This window comes from Cupriavidus taiwanensis, from assembly GCF_900250115.1.
Classification (GTDB): Bacteria; Pseudomonadota; Gammaproteobacteria; order Burkholderiales; family Burkholderiaceae; genus Cupriavidus; species Cupriavidus taiwanensis_B.
This window is the reverse complement of sequence record NZ_LT984804.1, coordinates 1,307,917-1,326,733: the sequence shown is the minus strand read 5'-3', so window position 1 is coordinate 1,326,733 and position 18,817 is coordinate 1,307,917. Positions and strand designations below refer to the sequence as shown.

17 protein-coding genes and 1 riboswitch are annotated in these 18,817 nt (G+C 68.2%); of the genes, 7 read left to right on the top strand and 10 right to left on the bottom strand.

From position 1 onward, the window contains the following. The first annotated feature begins 95 nt into the window (after nt 1–95). The gene (locus CBM2586_RS22795; protein WP_115689953.1) at nt 96–965 is read left to right on the top strand and encodes a mechanosensitive ion channel family protein; all 870 of its coding nucleotides are present in this window, start codon (nt 96–98) and stop codon (nt 963–965) included. A gap of 17 nt (nt 966–982) precedes the next feature. On the opposite strand, the gene CBM2586_RS22790 is transcribed toward CBM2586_RS22795, so the two are convergent. Further along, nucleotides 983–2,137, bottom strand: coding sequence for a Bcr/CflA family multidrug efflux MFS transporter (locus tag CBM2586_RS22790; RefSeq protein WP_240991486.1), 1,155 nt, complete (start codon nt 2,135–2,137; stop codon nt 983–985). Nucleotides 2,138–2,691: 554 nt separating this feature from the next. On the opposite strand from CBM2586_RS22790, the gene CBM2586_RS22785 reads away from it, so the two are divergent. Continuing rightward, nucleotides 2,692–3,279, top strand: coding sequence for a hypothetical protein (locus CBM2586_RS22785; RefSeq protein WP_115689949.1), 588 nt, complete (start codon nt 2,692–2,694; stop codon nt 3,277–3,279). Nucleotides 3,280–3,349: 70 nt separating this feature from the next. On the opposite strand, the gene mdoH is transcribed toward CBM2586_RS22785, so the two are convergent. From mdoH to CBM2586_RS22770, 3 genes are all read right to left on the bottom strand, one after another. After that, complete coding sequence (gene mdoH, locus CBM2586_RS22780) at nt 3,350–5,974, bottom strand: glucans biosynthesis glucosyltransferase MdoH (RefSeq protein ID WP_115689947.1); 2,625 nt, start codon at nt 5,972–5,974, stop codon at nt 3,350–3,352. Further along, on the bottom strand, nt 5,947–7,545 hold the full coding sequence (locus tag CBM2586_RS22775) for a glucan biosynthesis protein G (RefSeq protein WP_115691428.1): 1,599 nt from the start codon (nt 7,543–7,545) through the stop codon (nt 5,947–5,949). The genes mdoH and CBM2586_RS22775 overlap by 28 nt, the downstream gene beginning before the upstream one ends. A gap of 366 nt (nt 7,546–7,911) precedes the next feature. Continuing rightward, nucleotides 7,912–8,283, bottom strand: a complete 372-nt coding sequence (locus CBM2586_RS22770; protein ID WP_115664582.1) for a hypothetical protein — start codon at nt 8,281–8,283, stop codon at nt 7,912–7,914. Nucleotides 8,284–8,482: 199 nt separating this feature from the next. Between CBM2586_RS22770 and CBM2586_RS22765 the strand changes: the two genes are divergently transcribed. Beyond that, nucleotides 8,483–8,908: an RT0821/Lpp0805 family surface protein gene (locus CBM2586_RS22765; RefSeq protein ID WP_115689945.1), complete on the top strand. Its 426-nt coding sequence runs from the start codon at nt 8,483–8,485 to the stop codon at nt 8,906–8,908. Nucleotides 8,909–8,942: 34 nt separating this feature from the next. On the opposite strand, the gene CBM2586_RS22760 is transcribed toward CBM2586_RS22765, so the two are convergent. Together CBM2586_RS22760 and ribB are read right to left on the bottom strand one after the other, a co-directional pair. Next, nucleotides 8,943–9,530, bottom strand: coding sequence for a surface-adhesin E family protein (locus CBM2586_RS22760; protein WP_115664587.1), 588 nt, complete (start codon nt 9,528–9,530; stop codon nt 8,943–8,945). A gap of 103 nt (nt 9,531–9,633) precedes the next feature. Continuing rightward, complete coding sequence (gene ribB / locus CBM2586_RS22755) at nt 9,634–10,266, bottom strand: 3,4-dihydroxy-2-butanone-4-phosphate synthase (RefSeq protein WP_231942717.1); 633 nt, start codon at nt 10,264–10,266, stop codon at nt 9,634–9,636. Nucleotides 10,267–10,506: 240 nt separating this feature from the next. Beyond that, nucleotides 10,507–10,665, bottom strand: a riboswitch (FMN riboswitch). 248 nt (nt 10,666–10,913) lie between these two features. On the opposite strand from ribB, the gene CBM2586_RS22750 reads away from it, so the two are divergent. Then, nucleotides 10,914–11,543, top strand: coding sequence for an acyloxyacyl hydrolase (locus CBM2586_RS22750; RefSeq protein WP_220376932.1), 630 nt, complete (start codon nt 10,914–10,916; stop codon nt 11,541–11,543). Here CBM2586_RS22750 and CBM2586_RS22745 read toward each other — a convergent pair. Continuing rightward, the gene (locus tag CBM2586_RS22745; RefSeq protein WP_115664592.1) at nt 11,518–12,411 is read right to left on the bottom strand and encodes a helix-turn-helix domain-containing protein; all 894 of its coding nucleotides are present in this window, start codon (nt 12,409–12,411) and stop codon (nt 11,518–11,520) included. The two genes, CBM2586_RS22750 and CBM2586_RS22745, sit on opposite strands and share 26 nt — an antisense overlap. 192 nt (nt 12,412–12,603) lie before the next feature. On the opposite strand from CBM2586_RS22745, the gene CBM2586_RS22740 reads away from it, so the two are divergent. The 3 genes from CBM2586_RS22740 (at nt 12,604) to CBM2586_RS22730 (ending at nt 15,791) form a co-directional block, all read left to right on the top strand. Further along, nucleotides 12,604–13,917 carry a hemolysin family protein gene (locus CBM2586_RS22740; protein WP_115664594.1) on the top strand — a complete coding sequence of 438 codons (1,314 nt, stop codon included), beginning with the start codon at nt 12,604–12,606 and terminating at the stop codon, nt 13,915–13,917. A gap of 270 nt (nt 13,918–14,187) precedes the next feature. Continuing rightward, nucleotides 14,188–15,504 (top strand): GGDEF domain-containing protein, encoded by a 1,317-nt coding sequence (locus CBM2586_RS22735; RefSeq protein ID WP_115664596.1) that lies wholly within the window; start codon nt 14,188–14,190, stop codon nt 15,502–15,504. Between the two features lie 155 nt (nt 15,505–15,659). After that, complete coding sequence (locus tag CBM2586_RS22730; protein WP_010814145.1) at nt 15,660–15,791, top strand: entericidin A/B family lipoprotein; 132 nt, start codon at nt 15,660–15,662, stop codon at nt 15,789–15,791. 84 nt (nt 15,792–15,875) lie between these two features. Here the strand turns inward: CBM2586_RS22730 and CBM2586_RS22725 are convergent, their stop codons facing one another. From CBM2586_RS22725 to CBM2586_RS22715, 3 genes are read right to left on the bottom strand one after another with little or no spacing between them, the layout of a single operon-like run. Further along, nucleotides 15,876–16,520 carry a bifunctional 4-hydroxy-2-oxoglutarate aldolase/2-dehydro-3-deoxy-phosphogluconate aldolase gene (locus tag CBM2586_RS22725; RefSeq protein WP_115689943.1) on the bottom strand — a complete coding sequence of 215 codons (645 nt, stop codon included), beginning with the start codon at nt 16,518–16,520 and terminating at the stop codon, nt 15,876–15,878. A gap of 51 nt (nt 16,521–16,571) precedes the next feature. Further along, a complete protein-coding gene (locus tag CBM2586_RS22720; RefSeq protein ID WP_115689941.1) occupies nt 16,572–17,507 on the bottom strand; it encodes a sugar kinase in 936 nt (311 codons plus the stop codon). 13 nt (nt 17,508–17,520) lie between these two features. After that, nucleotides 17,521–18,789: an amino acid deaminase gene (locus CBM2586_RS22715; protein WP_115664605.1), complete on the bottom strand. Its 1,269-nt coding sequence runs from the start codon at nt 18,787–18,789 to the stop codon at nt 17,521–17,523. Nucleotides 18,790–18,817 lie beyond the last annotated feature (28 nt).

Sequence of the window (18,817 nt, the reverse complement as noted above, 5' to 3'; positions counted from 1 at the left end):
CGCAACGCGCAGGGGCTCGCACGCCGCAGCCGGCTGGTTCGGAGGATGTTGGGTCGGCGGCTGGCCGGTTACACCCACACCAAAGGATTACGCCGATGGACGCCTCTACCTTCGACAACCTCAAGACCCTGGTGGTCTCCTACGCCACCGAATTCGGCGTCAAGATCCTGGCGGCCCTCGCCTTCTGGGTCATTGGCCGCTGGCTGATCCACTTTGTCGTGCGCCTGGTGCAGAACGCGCTCGGCAAGCAGAAGGTCGATCCGACGCTGCTGCGCTATGTCGGCTCCATCGTCACCGTGACGCTGAACGTGGTGCTGGTGATCGGCATCCTCGGCTACTTCGGCATCCAGACCACCACCTTTGCGGCGCTGATCGCCGCCGCCGGCGTGGCCATCGGCATGGCCTGGTCGGGGCTGATGGCGAACTTCGCCGCCGGCGCCTTCCTGGTGGTACTGCGGCCGTTCAAGGTGGGCGACTTCGTCACCATCGGCGGCGTGGCCGGAACCGTGCGCGAAATCGGCCTGTTCGCGACCACGCTGGATACGCCGGACAATGTCCAGACGGTGATCGGCAACAACAAGATCTTCAGCGACACCATCCAGAACTTCACCGCCAATGCGTTCCGGCGCGTGGAACTGAAAGTGCAGCTGGCCGCCAGCACCGACGTGGCCGATGCGGTGGCGCTGCTGAAGAGCCGCATTGCCGAGATCCCCAACGTGCTGGCCGAGCCGCCGGTCGATGTCGAAATCCTCGAGTTCACGCTGGTCGGTCCGGTGCTGGCGGTGCGGCCCTATTGCCATAACGATCATTACTGGCAAGTCTATTTCGACACCAACCGCGTCATCCGGGAGTGCTTTGGCCAGGCCGGCTACGCCGCGCCGATGCCGGCGCACATGGTGGTGGTGCAACAGGCCGGGGTGCCGCACGCCGGCGCGGAGCAAGCCGCGGCACAGCAGGCCGCCTGAACTGGCGCGGCGCGGCTTCAGCGGGCGCCCGGGCGCGCGTGTGCGCCTGAACGCCCGTAATGGCGCATCAGCACCGCGCCGGCGCCGCAGGCCGCCATCACCACGCCCAGCGGCAGCGCGCTGCCGTCGCGCCATACGCTGACGGCGGCGCCGCCGAGCGTGCCGAGCGAAAACTGCAGCGTGCCCATCAGCGCCGAAGCGGTGCCGGCGCGATGCCCCTGGTGCGCCAGCGCCAGCGCCGAGGCGTTCGGCGAAACGCAGCCCAGCGCACCGATAAAGACGAAGAACCCGCCCAGCAGCACCGGCAGCACCGCCATCCCCGCCAGCGCGGCCAGCGCCAGCACCATCCCCGCGGCCAGCGCCGCCAGCAGCGTGGCACCCAGCACCTGATCGAGCGAACGCCCGCGCACCAGCCGGGCATTGAGCTGCGACATCGTGATCAGTCCCAGTGCATTGGCGCCGAACACAAAGCCATAGTGCGACGGCGCGATGCCGTGGAGCTCGATCAGCACGAACGGCGAGCCCGAGATATACGCAAACATGCCCGCCGAACCGAAACCGGCCGCCAGCGAATAACCCAGGAACTCGCGGTCGCGCAGCAGTTCCGCGTAGCTGCGGGCCACGGTGCCGAGCCGCAGCGGCGCCGCATGGCGGCGGTCCAGCGATTCCTCCATGCGCAGATGGACCAGCAGCAGGATCAGCAGGCCGGCCCCCGCCAGCACCCAGAAGATGGCGCGCCAGCCCGAGACGGTCAGCACCGCGCCGCCGATGATCGGCGCCAGGATCGGCGCAACTCCCATCACCAGCATCAGCGAGGAAAACGCCCGCGCCGATTCATGCGCCTCGAGCCGGTCGCGGATCACCGCCCGCGCCATCACCATGCCGGCGCAGCCCCCCAGTGCCTGCAGGAAGCGCCATAGCATCAGCGATTCGACGTTGCGCGCCAGCGCGCAGCCGACGGCGGCGGCCACGTAGAGGCACAGCCCCACATAGAGCGGCGGCTTGCGCCCGAAGCGGTCGCTGAAGGGACCATAGAAGGCTTGTCCGAGCGCCAGCCCGACCAGGAAGGTACCCAGTGTCAGCTGGACCTGGCCGATGTCGACGCCCAGGTCCCGCGCCAGCGTCGGGAAACTGGGCAGGTACATGTCGATCGACAGCGGCGCGATCGCCATCAGCGAGCCGCAGATCAGCAGCCAGGCAGGGAAACGCGGCGTGGGCAATTGTTGCACAACATAACCAACGCGGCCGGGCGCCGGCGAAGATGGCCCGGAACGTATCGCGCAGAATGCCGGCGCGCCGGACGCCATCGCCAACGCCGGACCAGGCAAAGCTGGCAAACCTCGCAGGATTGGTAAATAGTTAGGTCACGCAGTGATATTCACGGGCCTTGCAACGCAGCAGCGTGACGATGCATGGGGAGCGCGACTTTCATGCGCGCCGGCGTGGAGGGTACAATGCCAGCCTGTCGGCGTAAGACTCGACGTCGGCCTCGCAGAGAGGGACGACAGTACAGGTCCTCGCAACATTAGCCTGCATGGGATTGGTAAATAGTTAGGTCACGCAGTGATATTCACGGGCCTTGCAACGCAGCAGCGTGACGATGCATGGGGAGCGCGACTTTCATGCGCGCCGGCGTGGAGGGTACAATGCCAGCCTGTCGGCGTAAGACTCGACGTCGGCCTCGCAGAGAGGGACGACAGTACAGGTCCTCGCAACATTAGCCTGCATGAGAATACGACAAACGCCGCTTTCCGCTTCGCTAGGCGCCGCCGCTTTCGCGGCCGTGCTGCTGCTGGCGCCGCCCCTGACGGCCAAGGCGGCGCCGGCGCAGTTGCGCAATGCCAGCGTGCCGTTGCTGGTGCCCGCGGTCGACGACGCCGACCCGGTGGCGCGCATGCTCAAGGGCGCGGCCACCGGCCAGAACACCGGCGCCGCCGGCGTGCCGGAACTGCTGCGCAACGCCACCGGCCCTGACAACGTGCTGGCGCGCGCCTGCCGCCAGCTCAACGATGCCCTGCCGATCGAAATCGACGGCGAAACCCGCCTGCGCCGCTGCCAGTCGGTCCCGGGCAAACACGTATTGTTCCAGCTGGAGCTGACCAACTACCGCGGACCGATGCTGGACCTGGCCAGCTTCGAGGTCAACTACGCCGCGCCGCTGCAGCGCAATATCTGCGCCAACCGCGATGTCGAGATCCTGACCAAGCTCGGCGTCAGCATGTTGTTCCGCTACATGACCCGCAAGGACCGCGGCGAGCGCCGCATCGGCGACGTCTATATCAACGGCCCGATCTGCAGCGCAGCGTTGCGCTGACCCGCGCGCGCCAGTGCCAACAAAAACGGCCCGCTGCTGCGGGCCGTTTTTTTTCAGGCAACAACACGTCTCATGCGGCGCGCGGCCGCAGCGGCACCACGTTGGCGGCGCGCCGCACCAGCATGCGCGTGTCCTTCCAGCCGGCGTCGGCCAGCGGCGAGCCCCACACCAGCTCATGCAGCCGCGCCAGCGCGAACGGATTGCCGAGCAACACATGCTTCTGCGCCGGCGTGAGCGCGCGCGGCCCGTGCGTCAGCGCATGCTCGACCAGGCTCTGGTGGCGCTGGCGTGCCGATTCCGGCTGCACCACGCGCGGCGTCGCGGTGGCGCACATCAGCGCGTTGGTGACCGGGTCGACCACGGCGTCGACGAAGTTCGGCGTTTCGGCGGCGTTTTCGACATGCTGCTGGGTTTCGACGATCTCGCGCGGCACCAGCGTTTCTTCCGGGATCATGAACAGCCCCGCGCTGCGCGAAGCGCGGCCCAGCGACACCCGCGACAGCATCACCGAGAGCGGGATCGACAACGCCAGCGAGCCGACGATCGGCAGCAGCCACAGCACATAGGACGGGTTCAGCCAGTACACCAGCCGGCCCCACGCCAGCCCCAGCGCGGTATGCCAGCCGTGGCGGCGGAAGGCCTCGCCCCAGGTAGTCTCGGCATCTTCGCGCGGCGGCGATTTCCACGAAATGCCCCAGCCGCTGTACGCGGCGATCACGAACTTGGTATGGAACAGCATGCGCGTGGGCGCCAGCAACGCGGACAGCAGCACCTCGATCAGCATGCTGGCAAAGAGCTGCACCGCGCCGCCGTAGCGCCGCGCCTGCTTCATCAGCAGCGCCACGCTGGCGAGCTTGGGCAGGAACAGCAGCGTGGCCGTGGCGGAGAACAGCGCCAGCGCCTTTTCGGGATGCCACTCGGGCCAGGTCGGGAACAGCTGGTATTGCTGCGTGAAGTATTCCGGCGGCACCAGCGCGTGCTTGGCCAGCATCGCCGTCGACAGCAGCAGGAACAGCAGCCACAGCGGCGCCGACAGGTACGCCATGATCCCGGTCAGGAACACCGCGCGGTGCACCACGTGGAAGCCCTGCTTGAGCCACAGCCGGAAGTTCATCAGGTTGCCCTGGCACCAGCGGCGGTCGCGCTTGACTTCGTCGAGCAGGTTGGGCGGCAGCTCTTCGTACGAGCCCTCGAGGTCGTAGGCAATCCACACGCCCCAGCCGGCACGGCGCATCAGCGCGGCCTCGACAAAATCGTGCGACAGGATCTCGCCCGACAGCGGGCCGCGGCCCGGCAATGGCGCCAGCGCGCAGTGTTCGATGAACGGTTTGACGCGGATGATGGCGTTGTGGCCCCAGTAGTGCGATTCACCCAGCTGCCAGTAGTGCAGCCCGGCGGTGAACAGCGGCCCGTACACGCGCGTGGCGAACTGCTGCACGCGCGCATACAGCGTCTCGCGGCCCACCGCCAGCGGCGCGGTCTGGATGATGCCGGCGCCGGGATTGGCTTCCATCAGCCGCACCAGCGTGGCCAGGCAGTCGCCGCTCATCACGCTGTCGGCGTCGAGCACCACCATGTAGCGGTACTTGCTGCCCCAGCGGCGGCAGAAATCGGCCACGTTGCCGGTCTTGCGCTTCACCCGGTGGCGACGCCAGCGGTAGAAGATGCGGCCGAAGCCGCCGACGGCGCGGCACAGCTCCATCCAGGCATCGTGCTCGGCCGTGCGCAGGTCCGGATTGCCGCTGTCCGACAGCACGATGAAATCGAAGTTGGACAGGTGCGGCGTGCGCGACAGCGATTCATAGGTGGCGCGCAGGCCCGCGAAGACGCGCGTCACGTCTTCATTGCAGATCGGCATGATGATCGCGGTGCGGGCCTCGGCCGCGATTGGCGCGTCAGGCCGGCCCGGCACCGCCGAGCGCGAGATCAGATGCTTGTCGCCGCCCTTGGCCAGCACCAGGAAGCCCATCATGGCGGTCCAGAAGCCGGCCGACACCCACGAAAACAGGATGGCAAACAGGACCAGGATGGCAATCTCGAGCGGATCGGTGCCGTGATACGGCAGCACGCTGGTCATGAAGTACGTGGCCAGCGCGGTCTGGATTCCGACCAGGCCCAGCAGCACCCAGCGGCGGTGCGAGCCGGCGGGATGCCATTTGCCTTCGGCGTCGGGCCCGTCGTGCAGGGTGTCCCACGTCTCGGGCACCGGCGCGCGGCCCAGCATGCGGCGCCATGTGTTGCGCACCCAGCCGGTGACGATATGCGGCGGCCACTGGCGCGGCACCATCGAGCTGCGCTCGGGCGCGGGGCCGGTGTCCGCCTTCACGGTGCCGTCTTCGCGCCGGCGCAGCAGCGGCGCGCCGCCGACCTGCGGATTGCCGTAGGCCATGGCGAAGCGCCGCTGCACCGAGGCATAGGCGCTGCTGCCGTGCGCCGGCGGCGCTTCCTTGCCGGCCAGGCGCGACTGCAGGCGCGTGATTGCCTCCTGCGCGTCGCGGCCATCGGTCGTGACCGGGATCACCGGGGTCACCGAAGCCAGCGGCGTGACGGGTGCCGCCGCTGCGGCCAGGCTGGCGCTGTCGGCCAGCAGTTCGCTGCGCACTTCAGGCGATACGGGCAGGCGGTCGAGATAGCGCTCGCATGCCGCCGCCTGGGCCGGTCGCTGCTTTAGGCGGGGGGTAAGATGTAGCTCCACGTCTCGGACAGGGTTGTATTGCCGTTGCGAAGATAGCCGCGCAACTCTACCGGCTTGGTTTCGTCCTTGCGGCGCATCAGCATGGTCATGCGCCAGCCGCCGGTCGCGTCATTGCGCTGCACCGACGTCTTCAACAGCTCGCCGTTGGCATCGGCCGAAACCACCGGGTCGATGCGCACGTCCGCCGGCAGCCTGCGGAAGGCAGGGCCTTCGAAGTCCACCACCAGCGAAAAGCTCATGTCCTCCTTGCTGCGGGTCTGGCCCTGGCCCAGGCGGGTCTGGGTCACCCACGACAGCGGCGGCTCCTGTTCGCCGTCCTTCTGCCACAGCAGGCGGTATTCGTAGTCGAAGGCTTGCTTGGGCTTGGGCGGGTTGTCTGGCACCCAGTACGCGACGATGTTGTCATTGGTCTCGTCCGGCGTCGGGATCTGCACCAGCTCGACCCGGCCCGAGCCCCAGTTGCCGCGCGGCTGCACCCAGCCACTGGGCCGGCGCTCATACCACGCGCCGATCTCCTGGTAGCTGTTGAAGCTGCGGTCGCGCTGCATCAGCCCGAAGCCCTGCGGATTGGTCGCCGCAAACGACGTCACCAGCAGCCGCTTGGGATTGACCAGCGGACGCCAGACCCATTCGCCGGTGCCCAGGTGGATCGACAGGCCGTCCGAGTCGTGCACTTCCGGGCGGAAATCCTGCGCCGGCGACGGCTGGTTCTCGCCGTACAGGTACATGCTGGTCAGCGGCGCGAGGCCAAGCTTGGTCACGTTCTCGCGCAGGTAGAGGCGCGACTTGACCTCCATGGCGGTCTCCGCGCCGGGCTTGATGGTGAAGCGGTACGCCCCGCTCATGCGGCGCGAATCCATCAGCGCATAGATGGTGATTTCCTTGGCATTGGCGCCGGGGCGTTCGATCCAGTATTCGACGAAGCGCGGGAATTCCTCGCCCGAGTTGAGCGCGGTATCCACCGCCAGGCCGCGCGCCGAGAGCCCGTACCACTGGTCCTTGCCGAGCGCGCGGAAGTAGCTGGCGCCGAGGAACGAGGCCAGTTCGTCCTTGCGCTTGCCCTGGTTGAGCGGATACAGGATGCGGAAGCCGGCGTAGCCCAGCCCTTTCAGCTTGGCGGCATCGACCTTGTGCGGGCCGTAGTTGAACGCGGAGGGGTCGAAGCGGAATTCCCGCACGCTGTTGCCCACCACTTCATGGATGCGCACGGGCTGGTCGAACACCATGCCCTCGTGGAAGAACGACAGCTCGAACGGCGAACGCGTTCCCCGCCACGCGAAGCGCTCGGGCTTGTACTCGATCTCGCGGTAGCGCTCGTAGGTCAGTTCGCGTAATTCGCGCGGCAGGTTCGGCGCCGGCGCCTTGTAAGGCGAGGCCGCCAGCTGACGCGCGCGCGATGCGACCGTGTCGAAGTCGAACGCATGGGCCGCCATCGCGCACAGTGCCAGCGCCCCGCCGCCAAGCCAGGCCGCGATCCCTGCCGCCGCGCGCGCGGCGCGGCGACGGGCCTCCGGCCCGGCGCAGGGCAAGGTAAACGGTACGGCTGTTGGTGGCGTGGCGATCTGTGACATGTATGCCAGGGTGAGCGGTTGAATCGGAGCGGCCGGCATCGGCGGCCTGAACGATGAAGGACACGGCAAGAGATGAGCCCGACGCCGAGTGGCGAGGCCCTGGCGCGGGGCAGATTGCCCGCGGGACACCATGTCCGGGTTGTTGCGATGCGCAATAAACCATAGCAACTCGAGACGCAAAAGTCACGTTTCGATCACGCAAGGTTTGCAACAAAATGTAGGCCACGTAGCCCGAAAGCCGCTCCACGCATGGCTTTGCGGGCGATCTGGTCACATCGCCGCGAGTTCGGCACGGCCAGCCTCGATCGGCTGCCCCGGTCGCGCACCGATACGAGCCGGCTCGTGTCCGGCCCGTTTAATAGACGGTTACTTTTTGGCGCCTTCGCTGTAGGGATCGAACTTGCCGCTCTTGGCGCCTTCGGAATAGGGGTCAAACTTGCCGCTGTTCATGCCGCCCTGGCTGAACGAGTCGAACGACTTCTGCGCGCCGCCCTGGACCGGCTCCATCTGATCGGGCCTGGCGCCCGGGTTCAGTGCGGTCACGTTGTCGCTTTTTGCGCCATCGGTGTACGGGCTGAACTTGTCCTGTTTCGCCCCATCGGTGTAGGGATTGAACTTGTCCTGCTTGGCGCCGTCGGTGTACGGACTGAATTGGTCGGCCTTGCCCGCGGTCTGGGCGTGCACCGTGCCGAAGGCGCAGGCGACGGCCAGGCCGATTGTGAGATAGCGCAGCGTCATGAGATCTCCTTTCGCAGGATTGGGCGCCCCTGGGGCCGACGGCGCGAGGGGCAGAAATCAACGCTAGGTCAGGGCCACGCAGGTGTCAACCGCAGCCCGGTGGACGCAACTGGCGAGGCGCATTGGCAAGCGCCGCCACCGCCGCGCATTGCGCTTACAATGCCACTCCAACGCCACCATGTAGCTACAAGGAACCGTCATGCTGACTCGGCACACTTCACCCTCTGGCAGCGTCGCCCGCCCCGCCCTGCGCGCCGCACTCGCAGGCGCGCTGGGCGCGGTGCTGCTCTGCGCCGCGCCGGCGCATGCGTACTTCGACAACTACCTGAGCGGCACCATCATCGGCACGCTCAACGACAAGGAAGGCGCGTCGCTGGCCAAGTCGGTGCGTACCGCGCTGAACGATACGGCCGATGGCCAGTCGGTGGCATGGACCTTTCCGGCCGCGGGACGGCGCCAGCAGATCGACGGCACCATCACCCCGGTCGAGAGCAAGACCGACAAGGGCCAGCCGTGCCGGCGCCTGAAGTCAGACCTCAAGCGCGGCAGTGCCGAAGAGCATTGGAGCGGCTGGTTCTGCAAGCAGTCCAACGGGCAATGGAAGTCGCGCCACGTGGGCGAATAAGCCGGCCTGCAGCACGCCGTGCCGCGCGGCGGGCTTAGCGGCACAGCTTGCGCAGCAGTTCCCCGGCGATGGTGCCGGGGCCGGCCACCTGGAAGGTACCGGATTGCGGCGCGCGGATGGTGTAGAGCGATTCGCCACGCGCAAAGCGCTTGCTGTAGAGGGTCTGCTCGACCACGGCAAACATCGACGTGGCGCAATTCAGCACCATGCGCTTGAGCGAGGAACGGATCGGTTCGCCGCTGGCGGTGCGGATCACTCCCGACGGCGAGTTGCGCATCACCACCACGCCAACCTGCGTGCCCTGCCGGCGCACGGCCGACTGATCGAAATAGGAAATCACGCCGTTGGCGCCCATCAGCGGCAGCCAGCGCTGCGGATCAGGGGCGCCGGGATCGGGCGCGGCCACCAGGCGGCAACCTTCCCTGGGCGTCGAGCGAAACACGGTACCGGTGCCGGGGGCCTGGCACTCGTAGAGGCCGGCGGCAGCGGCAGGACGGGCAGCAGAAGCCGGTGCCGCCTCGGCGGGCAGCGCAACGCCGTCATCGGCGTGTGCCTGCGGCAGGGCCAGCCCGAACACGCAGCCAGCCAGCGCGGCCGCGTGCCGAAACATGCGGAACATCATGGAATTACCCTCATGTAGACGGGAAAAAGCGATCCGCATTGTCGCACAGGATGCATGCATTGCGGCGCGCGCGCGCGCCCCGATCCATGCATCCAGGCGGCCTTCAGCCGTGCAGGCGTCGCCAGGCGACGAGGTCCTCGATGGTCAGCACCGGCAAGCGGTACATCTCGGCAAAGGCCAGCGCTTGCGCGCGCCGCGCCATGGTGCCATCCGGATTCATCAGCTCGCACAGCACCGCGGCGGGCAACAGCCCCGCCATGCGCGCCAGGTCGACCGAACCTTCGGTATGGCCGCGGCGCTCGAGCACGCCGCCGTCGCGCGCCACCAGCGGGAACACATGCCCGGGGCTGACCACCGCATCGATGCCCGCGCCGTCGGCAATCGCCGCGCGGATGGTAGTGATCCGGTCGGCCGCGCTGACCCCCGTGCTGACGCCCTCGCGGGCCTCGATCGACACGGTGAAGGCGGTGCCGTACTGGCTGCGGTTGTGCTCGACCATCGGCCGCAGGCCCAGGCTGCGCACCTTGTCAGTCGGCAGGCACAGGCACACGATGCCGCTGCATTCGCGGATCATCATGGCCATGTTGGCCTGGGTCAGGCGCTCGGCGGCAAGGATCAGGTCGGCCTCGTTCTCGCGGTCGTCGTCATCGAGCAGCACTACGGGCCGGCCCTCGCGCATGGCCTCGAGGGCCTGTTCGATGCGCAACTTCAGCGGGCGCGGGTCGGCGCCTGCCATCGTATCGACAGTGGCCTTGGCGTTGGTATCCGCGGACGCCGCGGGGGCAATGGCTTCGGTGGAAAAGCTAGACATGAAACGCTCCGGGTTCAGCATCAATGGGCGTTCCAGGGGAAGGATCAACGGATGCAAGGCCCGCACGCCATACCGCAGGCACGCGCACGAACCGCCGCGCCCTGCGCGCGCAAGGCTCGGCAAACCACGTGGCCAGGCAAGTGCCAGGCCACGCGGGCAAGCTCCGTCCATCTTCTTTCATCCGGACTATGACCGTCGGCCCTGGCCTCTCACCAGGTCTGCTGACCTCGCACGGGAATGCGAGCGCTCGCGGGCTCGCCGGACACGCGCTGCGCGTCGCGGCATACCGCCGGTGGGGACTTCCACCCCGCCCTGAAGACGTAACGTAACCGGGCCGGCCAAGCGGCCGGCACCGGCCCGCGCATGTTAGCACGGTTGTCCTGTGTCGCTGCGGGTCGCGCGCCGCGCTCATATCCTGCGGACAACGCCGAGGTTCCAGCCACCTTCAGCCTCGGCAACGTACCTTCCCGTGTACTACAAATAGGGTAAGGAGGCAGCGCCTGGGAGCTGCAAGCGCCGGTTTCCCCTTGGCTTGCCTGACCACAACGCAGCATCGTTTCTGCATGCTTCCCATGCGCCGACCAGACCAAGAAGCCAGACCAGACAGCCATGCGAGTTGCATCCCCCTCCTTCCGACCTTCTCCGCGCGGCGGTGGCGACGGCCGCGCCGCGCCGCCCTGGCGGCGCTGCTTGCGCTGGCCGGGTGCCTGAGCACAGCCGCGCGCGCGGCGCCCGCGGTCCAGCTGGGCTACGGCTTCGACGACAGCCATCACCTGCAAAAGGCGGAGGTCGCCATGCTGTGGGATTCGGGCCTGGCGTGGGGCAACCCGCAGGGCTGGCAGGTGGATCTGCAATGGGAGCTCAACGTTGCCCGCTGGCTCAGCGACAGCAACAACAATCCCAACGATCTGTGGGAGTTCGGCGCGTCGCCGGTGGTGCGGATCGCATGGTGGCGCCACACCTGGGTGCCGTTCCTGGAGCTGTCGGTGGGCGCGCGGCTGCTGAGCGGCACGCGCACCTCCGACGATCACGTGATCTCCACCGCGTTCCAGTTCTCGGAATACGCCGGCCTTGGCGTGATGCTCGGCAAGGACCGCAACCTGGCCGCGGGCTACCGCATCCAGCATCTGTCCAATGGCGGCATCAAGGAGCCCAACCCTGGCACCACCTTCCACGTCATCTACCTGCGCTACCGCTTCTGACGGGAGCGTCGTGCGCCCCGCCCTGCGTTTCAAACAGGACACGCGTGGCGTCGTCGGCCGGGAAGAAGCATTCGATGCGCAGTTCCTGCAGCGTGACGTCCTGCGGAATGCCAAGCGTGGTCAGCGTCGAGAACAACGACGCGCGGAACGCGCCCGCATGCAGCACCACCGGCAACAGCGGCGGCGGCGGGCCGTCGCTGCCGTCATCCTCGGGCAGCAGCACGCCGCCGGGGCCGACCATGTCCGGATGCCAGTCGGCGATGCGGGCGAACAGCGTGCGCGCGGTCTGGTCGTGCGCCTGTACCTGCAGCTCCTGCCAGACGCGCCGCAACAGGTAACGGCCGACCTGGCGCGCGTTCTCGATGACCGGCCACAGGCCGTCGGGATCGAACACAGTCAGCATCAGATTGATCCGGTGCGGATCATCGGCAAGCGATGCCGGCGGGCGGCCGCCCAGCAGCGTATCGAACATGCGGCGGTAGGCGACGTTGGCGTCGACCAGGTTCCAGAAGCGGTCCAGCACCACGGCCGGGTACGGCTCCTGCTTGGCCAGGATCAGTGCGATTGCCTGCTGCACCATCTGCAACGGCGGCGCGGTCAACGCATGTTCGCTGTAGGCGGGGGCAAAGCCGCTCGCCAGCAGCAGCCGGTTGCGCTGGCGCAGCGGCACGCCCAGGCGCTCGGCCAGCGCCAGCACCATCTCGCGGCTGGGGCGGGCCCGCCCGGACTCGAGGAAGGAGATGTGGCGCTGCGACACCCCGGCCGCCAGCGACAGCGCCAGCTGGCTGTAGCCGCGCTTGCCGCGCCAGTAACGCAACAGTCCGGGGAAGTCGAGCGTGGCCTCGGAGGCAGGCGTCAGCGTTTCCATGCGCGTTATTACAGCATGGCGGCGGCTTCGCCGCGAATACCTGACAGGTAATCGCCGCCATCGATTGACGTAGCCGGGGACCGGAAAGCGCCGCCGCTTGCGGCGGGCGCATCACAGTGGCGATGTTGTGTAACAGGCGGATGGTATGCTTGATCTTTTCAGACACCCGGCGCGCAGAGGGCGCGCACCCTGATGGAAATTGCCATATTACTGGCGCTGATCCTGCTGAACGGCCTGTTTGCGATGTCCGAGATTGCACTCGTGACCGCCCGCAAGGCACGCCTGCAACGCCAGATCGAGAACGGCGACCGCGGCGCCATTGCCGCGGCCAAGCTGGGCGAGGACCCCACCCGCTTCCTCTCGACCGTGCAGATCGGCATCACCTCGATCGGCGTGCTCAACGGCGTGGTCGGCGAATCGACGCTGGCGCAGCCGCTGGGCCTGTGGCTGCAGGGCTTCGGCATCTCGGAAACCACCGCCGGCTATGTGGCCACCGCGATCGTAGTAGCCGGCCTGACCTATTTTTCCATCGTGCTGGGCGAACTGGTGCCCAAGCGCCTGGGCCAGATGGCGCCCGAGGCGATCGCGCGCCTGGTGGCGCGCCCGATCGGCTGGCTGGCGGTGGCCTCGACCCCCTTCGTCAAGCTCCTGTCGAGCTCCACGCGGCTGGTGCTGCGGCTGCTCGGCACCCAGGTCGACCGCGGCCCCGGCGTGACCGAGGAAGAAATCCATGCACTGCTGGTGGAAGGCTCCGAGGCCGGCGTGATCGAGCAGCACGAACACACCATGGTGCGCAACGTGTTCCGGCTCGATGACCGCCAGCTGGCGTCGCTGATGGTGCCGCGCGGCGACGTGGTCTACCTCGACGTTGACGCCACGATGGACGAGAACCTGCGCCGCATCGAAGAGTCCGACCACTCGCGCTTCCCGGTGGTGCGTGGCGGCATGCACGACATCATCGGCGTGGTCAGCGCGCGCCAGTTGCTGGCGCGCCGGCTGCGCGGCGAGGAAGCCGACCTGGAGGCCGCGGTGCAGCCCGCCGTATTCGTGCCGGAAAGCGTGACCGGCATGGAACTGCTGGAGAACTTCCGCGCCTCGGGCGGGCAGATCGCCTTTGTCATCGACGAGTACGGCGAGGTGCTGGGCCTGGTGACGCTGCAGGACCTGATCGAGGCCATCACCGGCGAATTCAAGGCCGAGGCGGCCGGCGAGCAATGGGCGGTCCAGCGCGACGACGGCTCGTGGCTGCTCGATGGGCTGATCCCGATCCCGGAACTGAAAGACCGCATCGGCCTGCGCCAGGTGCCCGAGGAAGAAAAGGAGCGCTACCACACGCTCTCCGGCATGCTGCTGTTGCTGCTGGGGCGCCTGCCCCAGATTGCCGACACGGTGCAATGGGGAGACTGGCGCTTCGAGATCGTCGACATGGACGGCAAGCGCATCGACAAGGTGCTGGCCGAGCGCCTGCCGCCGCAGGACGGGCCCGAGGAAGACACCACCGGCTGAGTACCGGAGGCCCGCGCCACCTGGATGGCGCCGTAGTGATCGCAGTCAAACGAAGTTGCGACCGAATCACTTTGGCGCAATCCGCAACGCCCCACCTCCTTCCCTTCGCTTATGATCGGGCTTCGCGGCCCGCAGGCGGCCGCGGCACGCATGGCTGCACCGCGGCAACGACTGCGACCGCAGCGTGCCGGCGGCCTGCCGAAGAACCATTTCAGACACGGGGAGACGCGTGCGCCGCAAGCCATTGTCCGGCGGCCCGCAAGATCATGCATGGATCCTGATGCCGACGATCTCGTCGACAGCGCTGCCAGCGGCGGCAGCGGCGCGATGCAACCGTCCGCGCTGGTACGCGCGCTGACCGCGCGCCGCGCCCAGGCCGGTCCGCCGGCGACGATCCTGGCGATCCGCCTGGACCGCTTTGCCAGCGCCGGTGAAACCCTCGGGACTGGCCGCTGCGCCACGCTGCGCGGCATCGTGCAGGCGCGCCTCGCCTGCCTGCTGCCGCCGGGCGCGTTCATGCACTGGATGGCCGCGGCGGACCTGGTGGTCATTACCCCGCTGCCCGCGGGCGGGCCCGATCCCGGCCAGGTGGCCAGCCGCGTGGCCGACGACCTGTCCCGGCCTTTTGCACTGGACGGCTTCGAGCTGCATCTGTCGTGCAGCATTGGCGTGGCCAACGACCATGCCGACATTCCAGCCGAGCGCAGCCTGCAGCAGGCCTTCGACGCCATGCTGCGGGTCAACCGCCAGGGCGGCGCCGGCCTCGCGCGCGCCGACAAGCCGCTGTCCCCGCCCACGGCCCCGTTGCTGGCGGCGCTGCCCGACGCACTCCAGCGGGGCGAACTGAGCCTGCAGCTGCAGGCGCGTGCCGACCTGGCCGGCGCCGCCGTCAGCGGCTACACGGTGCGGCTGCGCTGGCAGCACCCGGTGCTCGGGCGCGTGGCGCCGCAGGATTTCCTGCCCGGCGTCGAAGCACTGGGGCTGGTCGGCCGCATCGGCAACTGGCTGCTGGAAAGCGTGCTGCCGCTGGTCCGTGCCGCCGAGACCATCGCCCCGCTGCAGTTCACGCTACTGGCCTCCAGCGCGCAACTGCATCGCCCGCAAATGGTGGAAGCGCTGGCGCAGGCGCTCGATGCGGGCGGCATCGCGCCAGCGCGCTTGTGCATCGAATTGCCGGCCAGCACGGTGCCGACCGACGCCGAACTGATCGACCGCTTCGCCGCCCTGCGCCGGCGCGGGCTGCAGCTGGCGCTGGGCGATTTCGACGACAGCCCGGCTTGCCGCGAGGCGCTGGCGGCGCTGCATCCGGACGCCGTCACGCTGGATGCGCGCGGCCTGGGCCATGCGCGCGAGGCCCGCTGCGGTGCCGACAGCCTGCGCGAAGCCTGCCGCGCGGCGCGGCGCGCCGGCGCGTCGGTCTGCGCCAAGGGCATCGAGACGCGCCAGCAGCTGGACGCGGTGCGTGCCTGGGGCTGCCACAGCGTGCAGGGCTACCTGCTGGCGCAGCCGTTTCCCGCGGTCTGGCTGCTGCAGACCCATGCGGCGATCGAGCAACGCGCCCGGGCCTTGCTGGCGCCGCCGGCCTGACGCCCACCCCGCGCGGCGCGGCTGCGCCAATGGTTGCACGATTTACAAATTGCCACATACCAGCTATCAAAGCCGCGCACAGCGGCGGTAAAATCTGCGGCAATCCCTAACTCGATGAATCTCTCGATTCAGAACCTTCAAAAAAGGAGCCCGGCGTGAAGAAAGGTTGGATCTGGTGCGTTTTGTTTGCCACTCTGTTGGCCGGTTGCAACACGATGGCGGGGCTCGGCCAGGACATTCAGCGCGGCGGCCAGAAGCTCGAAAGCTCGGCAGACCGACACAAATAAGCCGGCCAGGGCTGCATCGACAGCAAAACGGCACGCCCGATGGCGTGCCGTTTTGCTTTGTCGGTCGCGGGCTGCCGCGCCGGCTCAGGACCTGGCGCGCAGGGCCCTGGCCTGTTCCGCCAGCGCGCGGATGCGGCCCCAGTCAGCACCGGCGACGGCATCCTTGGGGACCACCCACGAACCGCCCACGCACACCACATTGGGCAGCGCCAGGTACGACGGCGCCAGCGCGGCATCGATGCCGCCGGTCGGGCAGAAACGCAGCTGCGGCAGCGGCCCGCCCAGCGACTTCAGCATCGGCACCCCGCCCGCGGCCTGCGCCGGGAAGAACTTGAGGAACGTGAAGCCGGCTTCCAGCGCCGCCATGGCCTCGCTGGCCGTGGCCACGCCCGGCAGCAGCGAAATGCCCGCGTCTTGCGCGCCCGCGGCCAGGGTCGGCGTCAGGCCGGGCGAAACAGCAAACTGGGCGCCCGCGTCGCGCACCGCGTGCAGTTGCTCCACGTTCAGCACCGTGCCCGCGCCCACGCACGCTTGTGGCAGCGCCGCCGCGACGGCACGGATCGCTTCCAGCGCCACCGGGGTGCGCAGCGTGATCTCCAGCAGCGGCAAGCCCCCCGTCACCAGCGCCTCGCTGACATGCAGGGCCTCGTCGACCGAGTGGAATTCCAGCACCGGGATCACCGGCACATCGGCAAGGCGTTGAAGCAGCGGGGAAGTCTGGTTTGACATGGGGATCTCGCGGTATGTGGGTTCAGGAAAGCATCGGGTTGGGGCAGCGGCTCAGGCGATCACCGATACCGACTGCGCCAGTCGCGCCAGCACGGTCTGCGCATCGGGAATCGGCGCCACCGCGCCATAGCCGGTGGTGGACAGCGCTGCCGCCACATTGGCATAGCGCGCGGCCTCGAACGGATCGGCGCCCGCCGCCAGCCGCGCGACGAAGCTGCCACCGAAGCAGTCGCCCGCGCCGGTGGCATCGACCGGCTTGACCGGATAGGCCGGCACCAGGCTGCGGGACTCGGGCGTCGCGATGTACGAGCCCTCTTCCCCCAGCTTGAGCGCGACCAGGCCGATGCCGCAACCGAGCAGGTAGTCGGCAATCGCGTCGCGGTCGTCCAGCCCGGTCAGCACGGTGATGTCGTCCCAGCTGGGCAGGCACACGTCGGTCATCCGGAAGGCTTCGCGCATGATGCCGCGCGCGCGCGCCAGCGACCACAGTCGCAGGCGCAGGTTGGTGTCCAGCGTGACCCTGGTGCCGGCCTTGCGCGCGTGCTCCATCGCATCCAGGCCGGCATCGCACGCGCTGGTGCTGATGGCGAGACTGATGCCCGACAGGTGCAGGTAGCGCGCCGACGCGATCGCGCCCAGCGGCAGCTGCTCATGCTGGTAGCGGCTGGCAGCGGAGCCTTCGCGCAGGTAGTCGAAGCGGTGGCCGTGGCTGTCGTGCGAGACAAAGTAGACCCCGGTGGGGGCGCCCGCGTCGATGTGCACATGCCGCGTGTCGACGCGTTCCTGCGTCCACAGTGCGCGCAGGCGCTCGCCGAAGGTATCGGCACCGACCGCGCAGATATAGCCGGTGCTCGCGCCCTGGCGCGCAGCGGCAATGCAGAAGTTGGAGGTATCGCCGCCGAAGCCCTGCAGGTAGCGCGACGGATCGTCCGGCTGCTGGTTGAATTCAACCAGCGGCTCGCCATAGGCCAGGATGTCGATGCTCATGGGGCTGCTTGCCTCAGAAGAAGGTTTGCACGATGTCGATCACGCGCATGTCGCGGTCGAGCACCGGGATATGGCGCCACTTGTCGAAGGTCAGGCACGGGTGCGAGATATCGAAGGCGATCATGTCGCCGACCCGGATGTCGTCGCCCGGCCGGATCTGCAGATAGGCGTGCTGGTCCATCATGCCAGTGACCTCCCAATGCGCGGGCACGTCCACCGGCGCTTCTTCACCGGGACGGTAGCGGCGCGCGGGGATCGGCATGCCGGCGTCGAACGCGGCATCGCGCTTGCCCATGCCGATGATGACGCGGTCGGGTTCCGGAATCGACTGGACATAGGCCCACAGCTGCAGTGCCGGCAGCAAGCCCTCGCGCAGCTTCTGCGCGACCGGGTTGCTCGCCAGGATGCGCTGCTGCGCGGCTCGGTAGATGCCCACATCGTGCGTCAGGTAGCAGCCGGGGCGCAGCACGATGTCGAGCGGCGCACCAATGTCGGTGCGCGCGAACTCCTCGGCCACCACATCGTACCAGGCGGAACCCGCACCCGACATCACCACCGGGCTGCGGCCAAAGCGCCCCTGCGCGGCCAGTTGCTTGGTCACCGCCACGGTGCGCTGCAGGAACTTGCGGATATCGGCTTCTTCCTTCAGCACGCCCTCGTAGATTTCCACGCCGGCCAGCGACAAGGCCTCGGGCCAGCGCGCCAGCGCGTCGAGCACGGCTTGCTGCTGCGCGTCGTCGCGCACGCCGGTGCGCCCGCCTTCGACGCCGAGCTCCAGCAGCACCTGCAGCGTCTGTCCGCGCTGCTTGAAGAACTTGCCGAGCTGGTCGACCAGCTCGGCCGAATCCACCAGCGCGAAGAATTCGAACCCCGGGTCGCGCAGCAGGTCTGCGATGATTTCCATATTCCGGCGGCCGACCAGCTGGTTGGCCATCAGCACGCGCTTGACGCCGTGCGCATGCGCGGCCGCGGTCTGGTGCGCGGTGGCCAGGGTGATGCCCCACGCGCCGGCGCCGAGCTGCCGGGCAAACAGCTTGGGCGCCATGGTGGTCTTGCCATGCGGCGCCAGCTGCACGCCGTATTCGTTCATGAAGCGGCGCATCCACTCCAGGTTGTGCGCAAGACGGTCTTCATACAGCACCGCCGCCGGCAGGCTCAGTTCTTCCTGCAACAGGTTCCAGCCGGTCTGGCCAGCCGCGTCCGGGGCAATCGGCGCCTCCATCCGCCCCAGCGCCTTGTTGAGCGGATCGATCACGCCAGCCTGATACTTTATTTCACGCATGCCTGTCATCACCCTGAAAAAATCTGAT

Excerpts from the sequence above, each read along its gene's own strand:
- CBM2586_RS22795 (WP_115689953.1), top strand. The coding sequence starts at position 96 with ATGGACGCCTCTACCTTCGACAACCTCAAGACCCTGGTGGTCTCCTAC.
- CBM2586_RS22790 (WP_240991486.1), bottom strand. The coding sequence starts at position 2,137 with ATGGCGATCGCGCCGCTGTCGATCGACATGTACCTGCCCAGTTTCCCG.
- CBM2586_RS22785 (WP_115689949.1), top strand. The coding sequence starts at position 2,692 with ATGAGAATACGACAAACGCCGCTTTCCGCTTCGCTAGGCGCCGCCGCT.
- CBM2586_RS22775 (WP_115691428.1), bottom strand. The coding sequence starts at position 7,545 with ATGTCACAGATCGCCACGCCACCAACAGCCGTACCGTTTACCTTGCCC.
- CBM2586_RS22770 (WP_115664582.1), bottom strand. The coding sequence starts at position 8,283 with ATGACGCTGCGCTATCTCACAATCGGCCTGGCCGTCGCCTGCGCCTTC.
- CBM2586_RS22765 (WP_115689945.1), top strand. The coding sequence starts at position 8,483 with ATGCTGACTCGGCACACTTCACCCTCTGGCAGCGTCGCCCGCCCCGCC.
- CBM2586_RS22760 (WP_115664587.1), bottom strand. The coding sequence starts at position 9,530 with ATGATGTTCCGCATGTTTCGGCACGCGGCCGCGCTGGCTGGCTGCGTG.
- ribB (WP_231942717.1), bottom strand. The coding sequence starts at position 10,266 with ATGGCAGGCGCCGACCCGCGCCCGCTGAAGTTGCGCATCGAACAGGCC.
- CBM2586_RS22750 (WP_220376932.1), top strand. The coding sequence starts at position 10,914 with ATGCGCCGACCAGACCAAGAAGCCAGACCAGACAGCCATGCGAGTTGC.
- CBM2586_RS22745 (WP_115664592.1), bottom strand. The coding sequence starts at position 12,411 with ATGGAAACGCTGACGCCTGCCTCCGAGGCCACGCTCGACTTCCCCGGA.
- CBM2586_RS22740 (WP_115664594.1), top strand. The coding sequence starts at position 12,604 with ATGGAAATTGCCATATTACTGGCGCTGATCCTGCTGAACGGCCTGTTT.
- CBM2586_RS22735 (WP_115664596.1), top strand. The coding sequence starts at position 14,188 with ATGGATCCTGATGCCGACGATCTCGTCGACAGCGCTGCCAGCGGCGGC.
- CBM2586_RS22725 (WP_115689943.1), bottom strand. The coding sequence starts at position 16,520 with ATGTCAAACCAGACTTCCCCGCTGCTTCAACGCCTTGCCGATGTGCCG.
- CBM2586_RS22720 (WP_115689941.1), bottom strand. The coding sequence starts at position 17,507 with ATGAGCATCGACATCCTGGCCTATGGCGAGCCGCTGGTTGAATTCAAC.
- CBM2586_RS22715 (WP_115664605.1), bottom strand. The coding sequence starts at position 18,789 with ATGCGTGAAATAAAGTATCAGGCTGGCGTGATCGATCCGCTCAACAAG.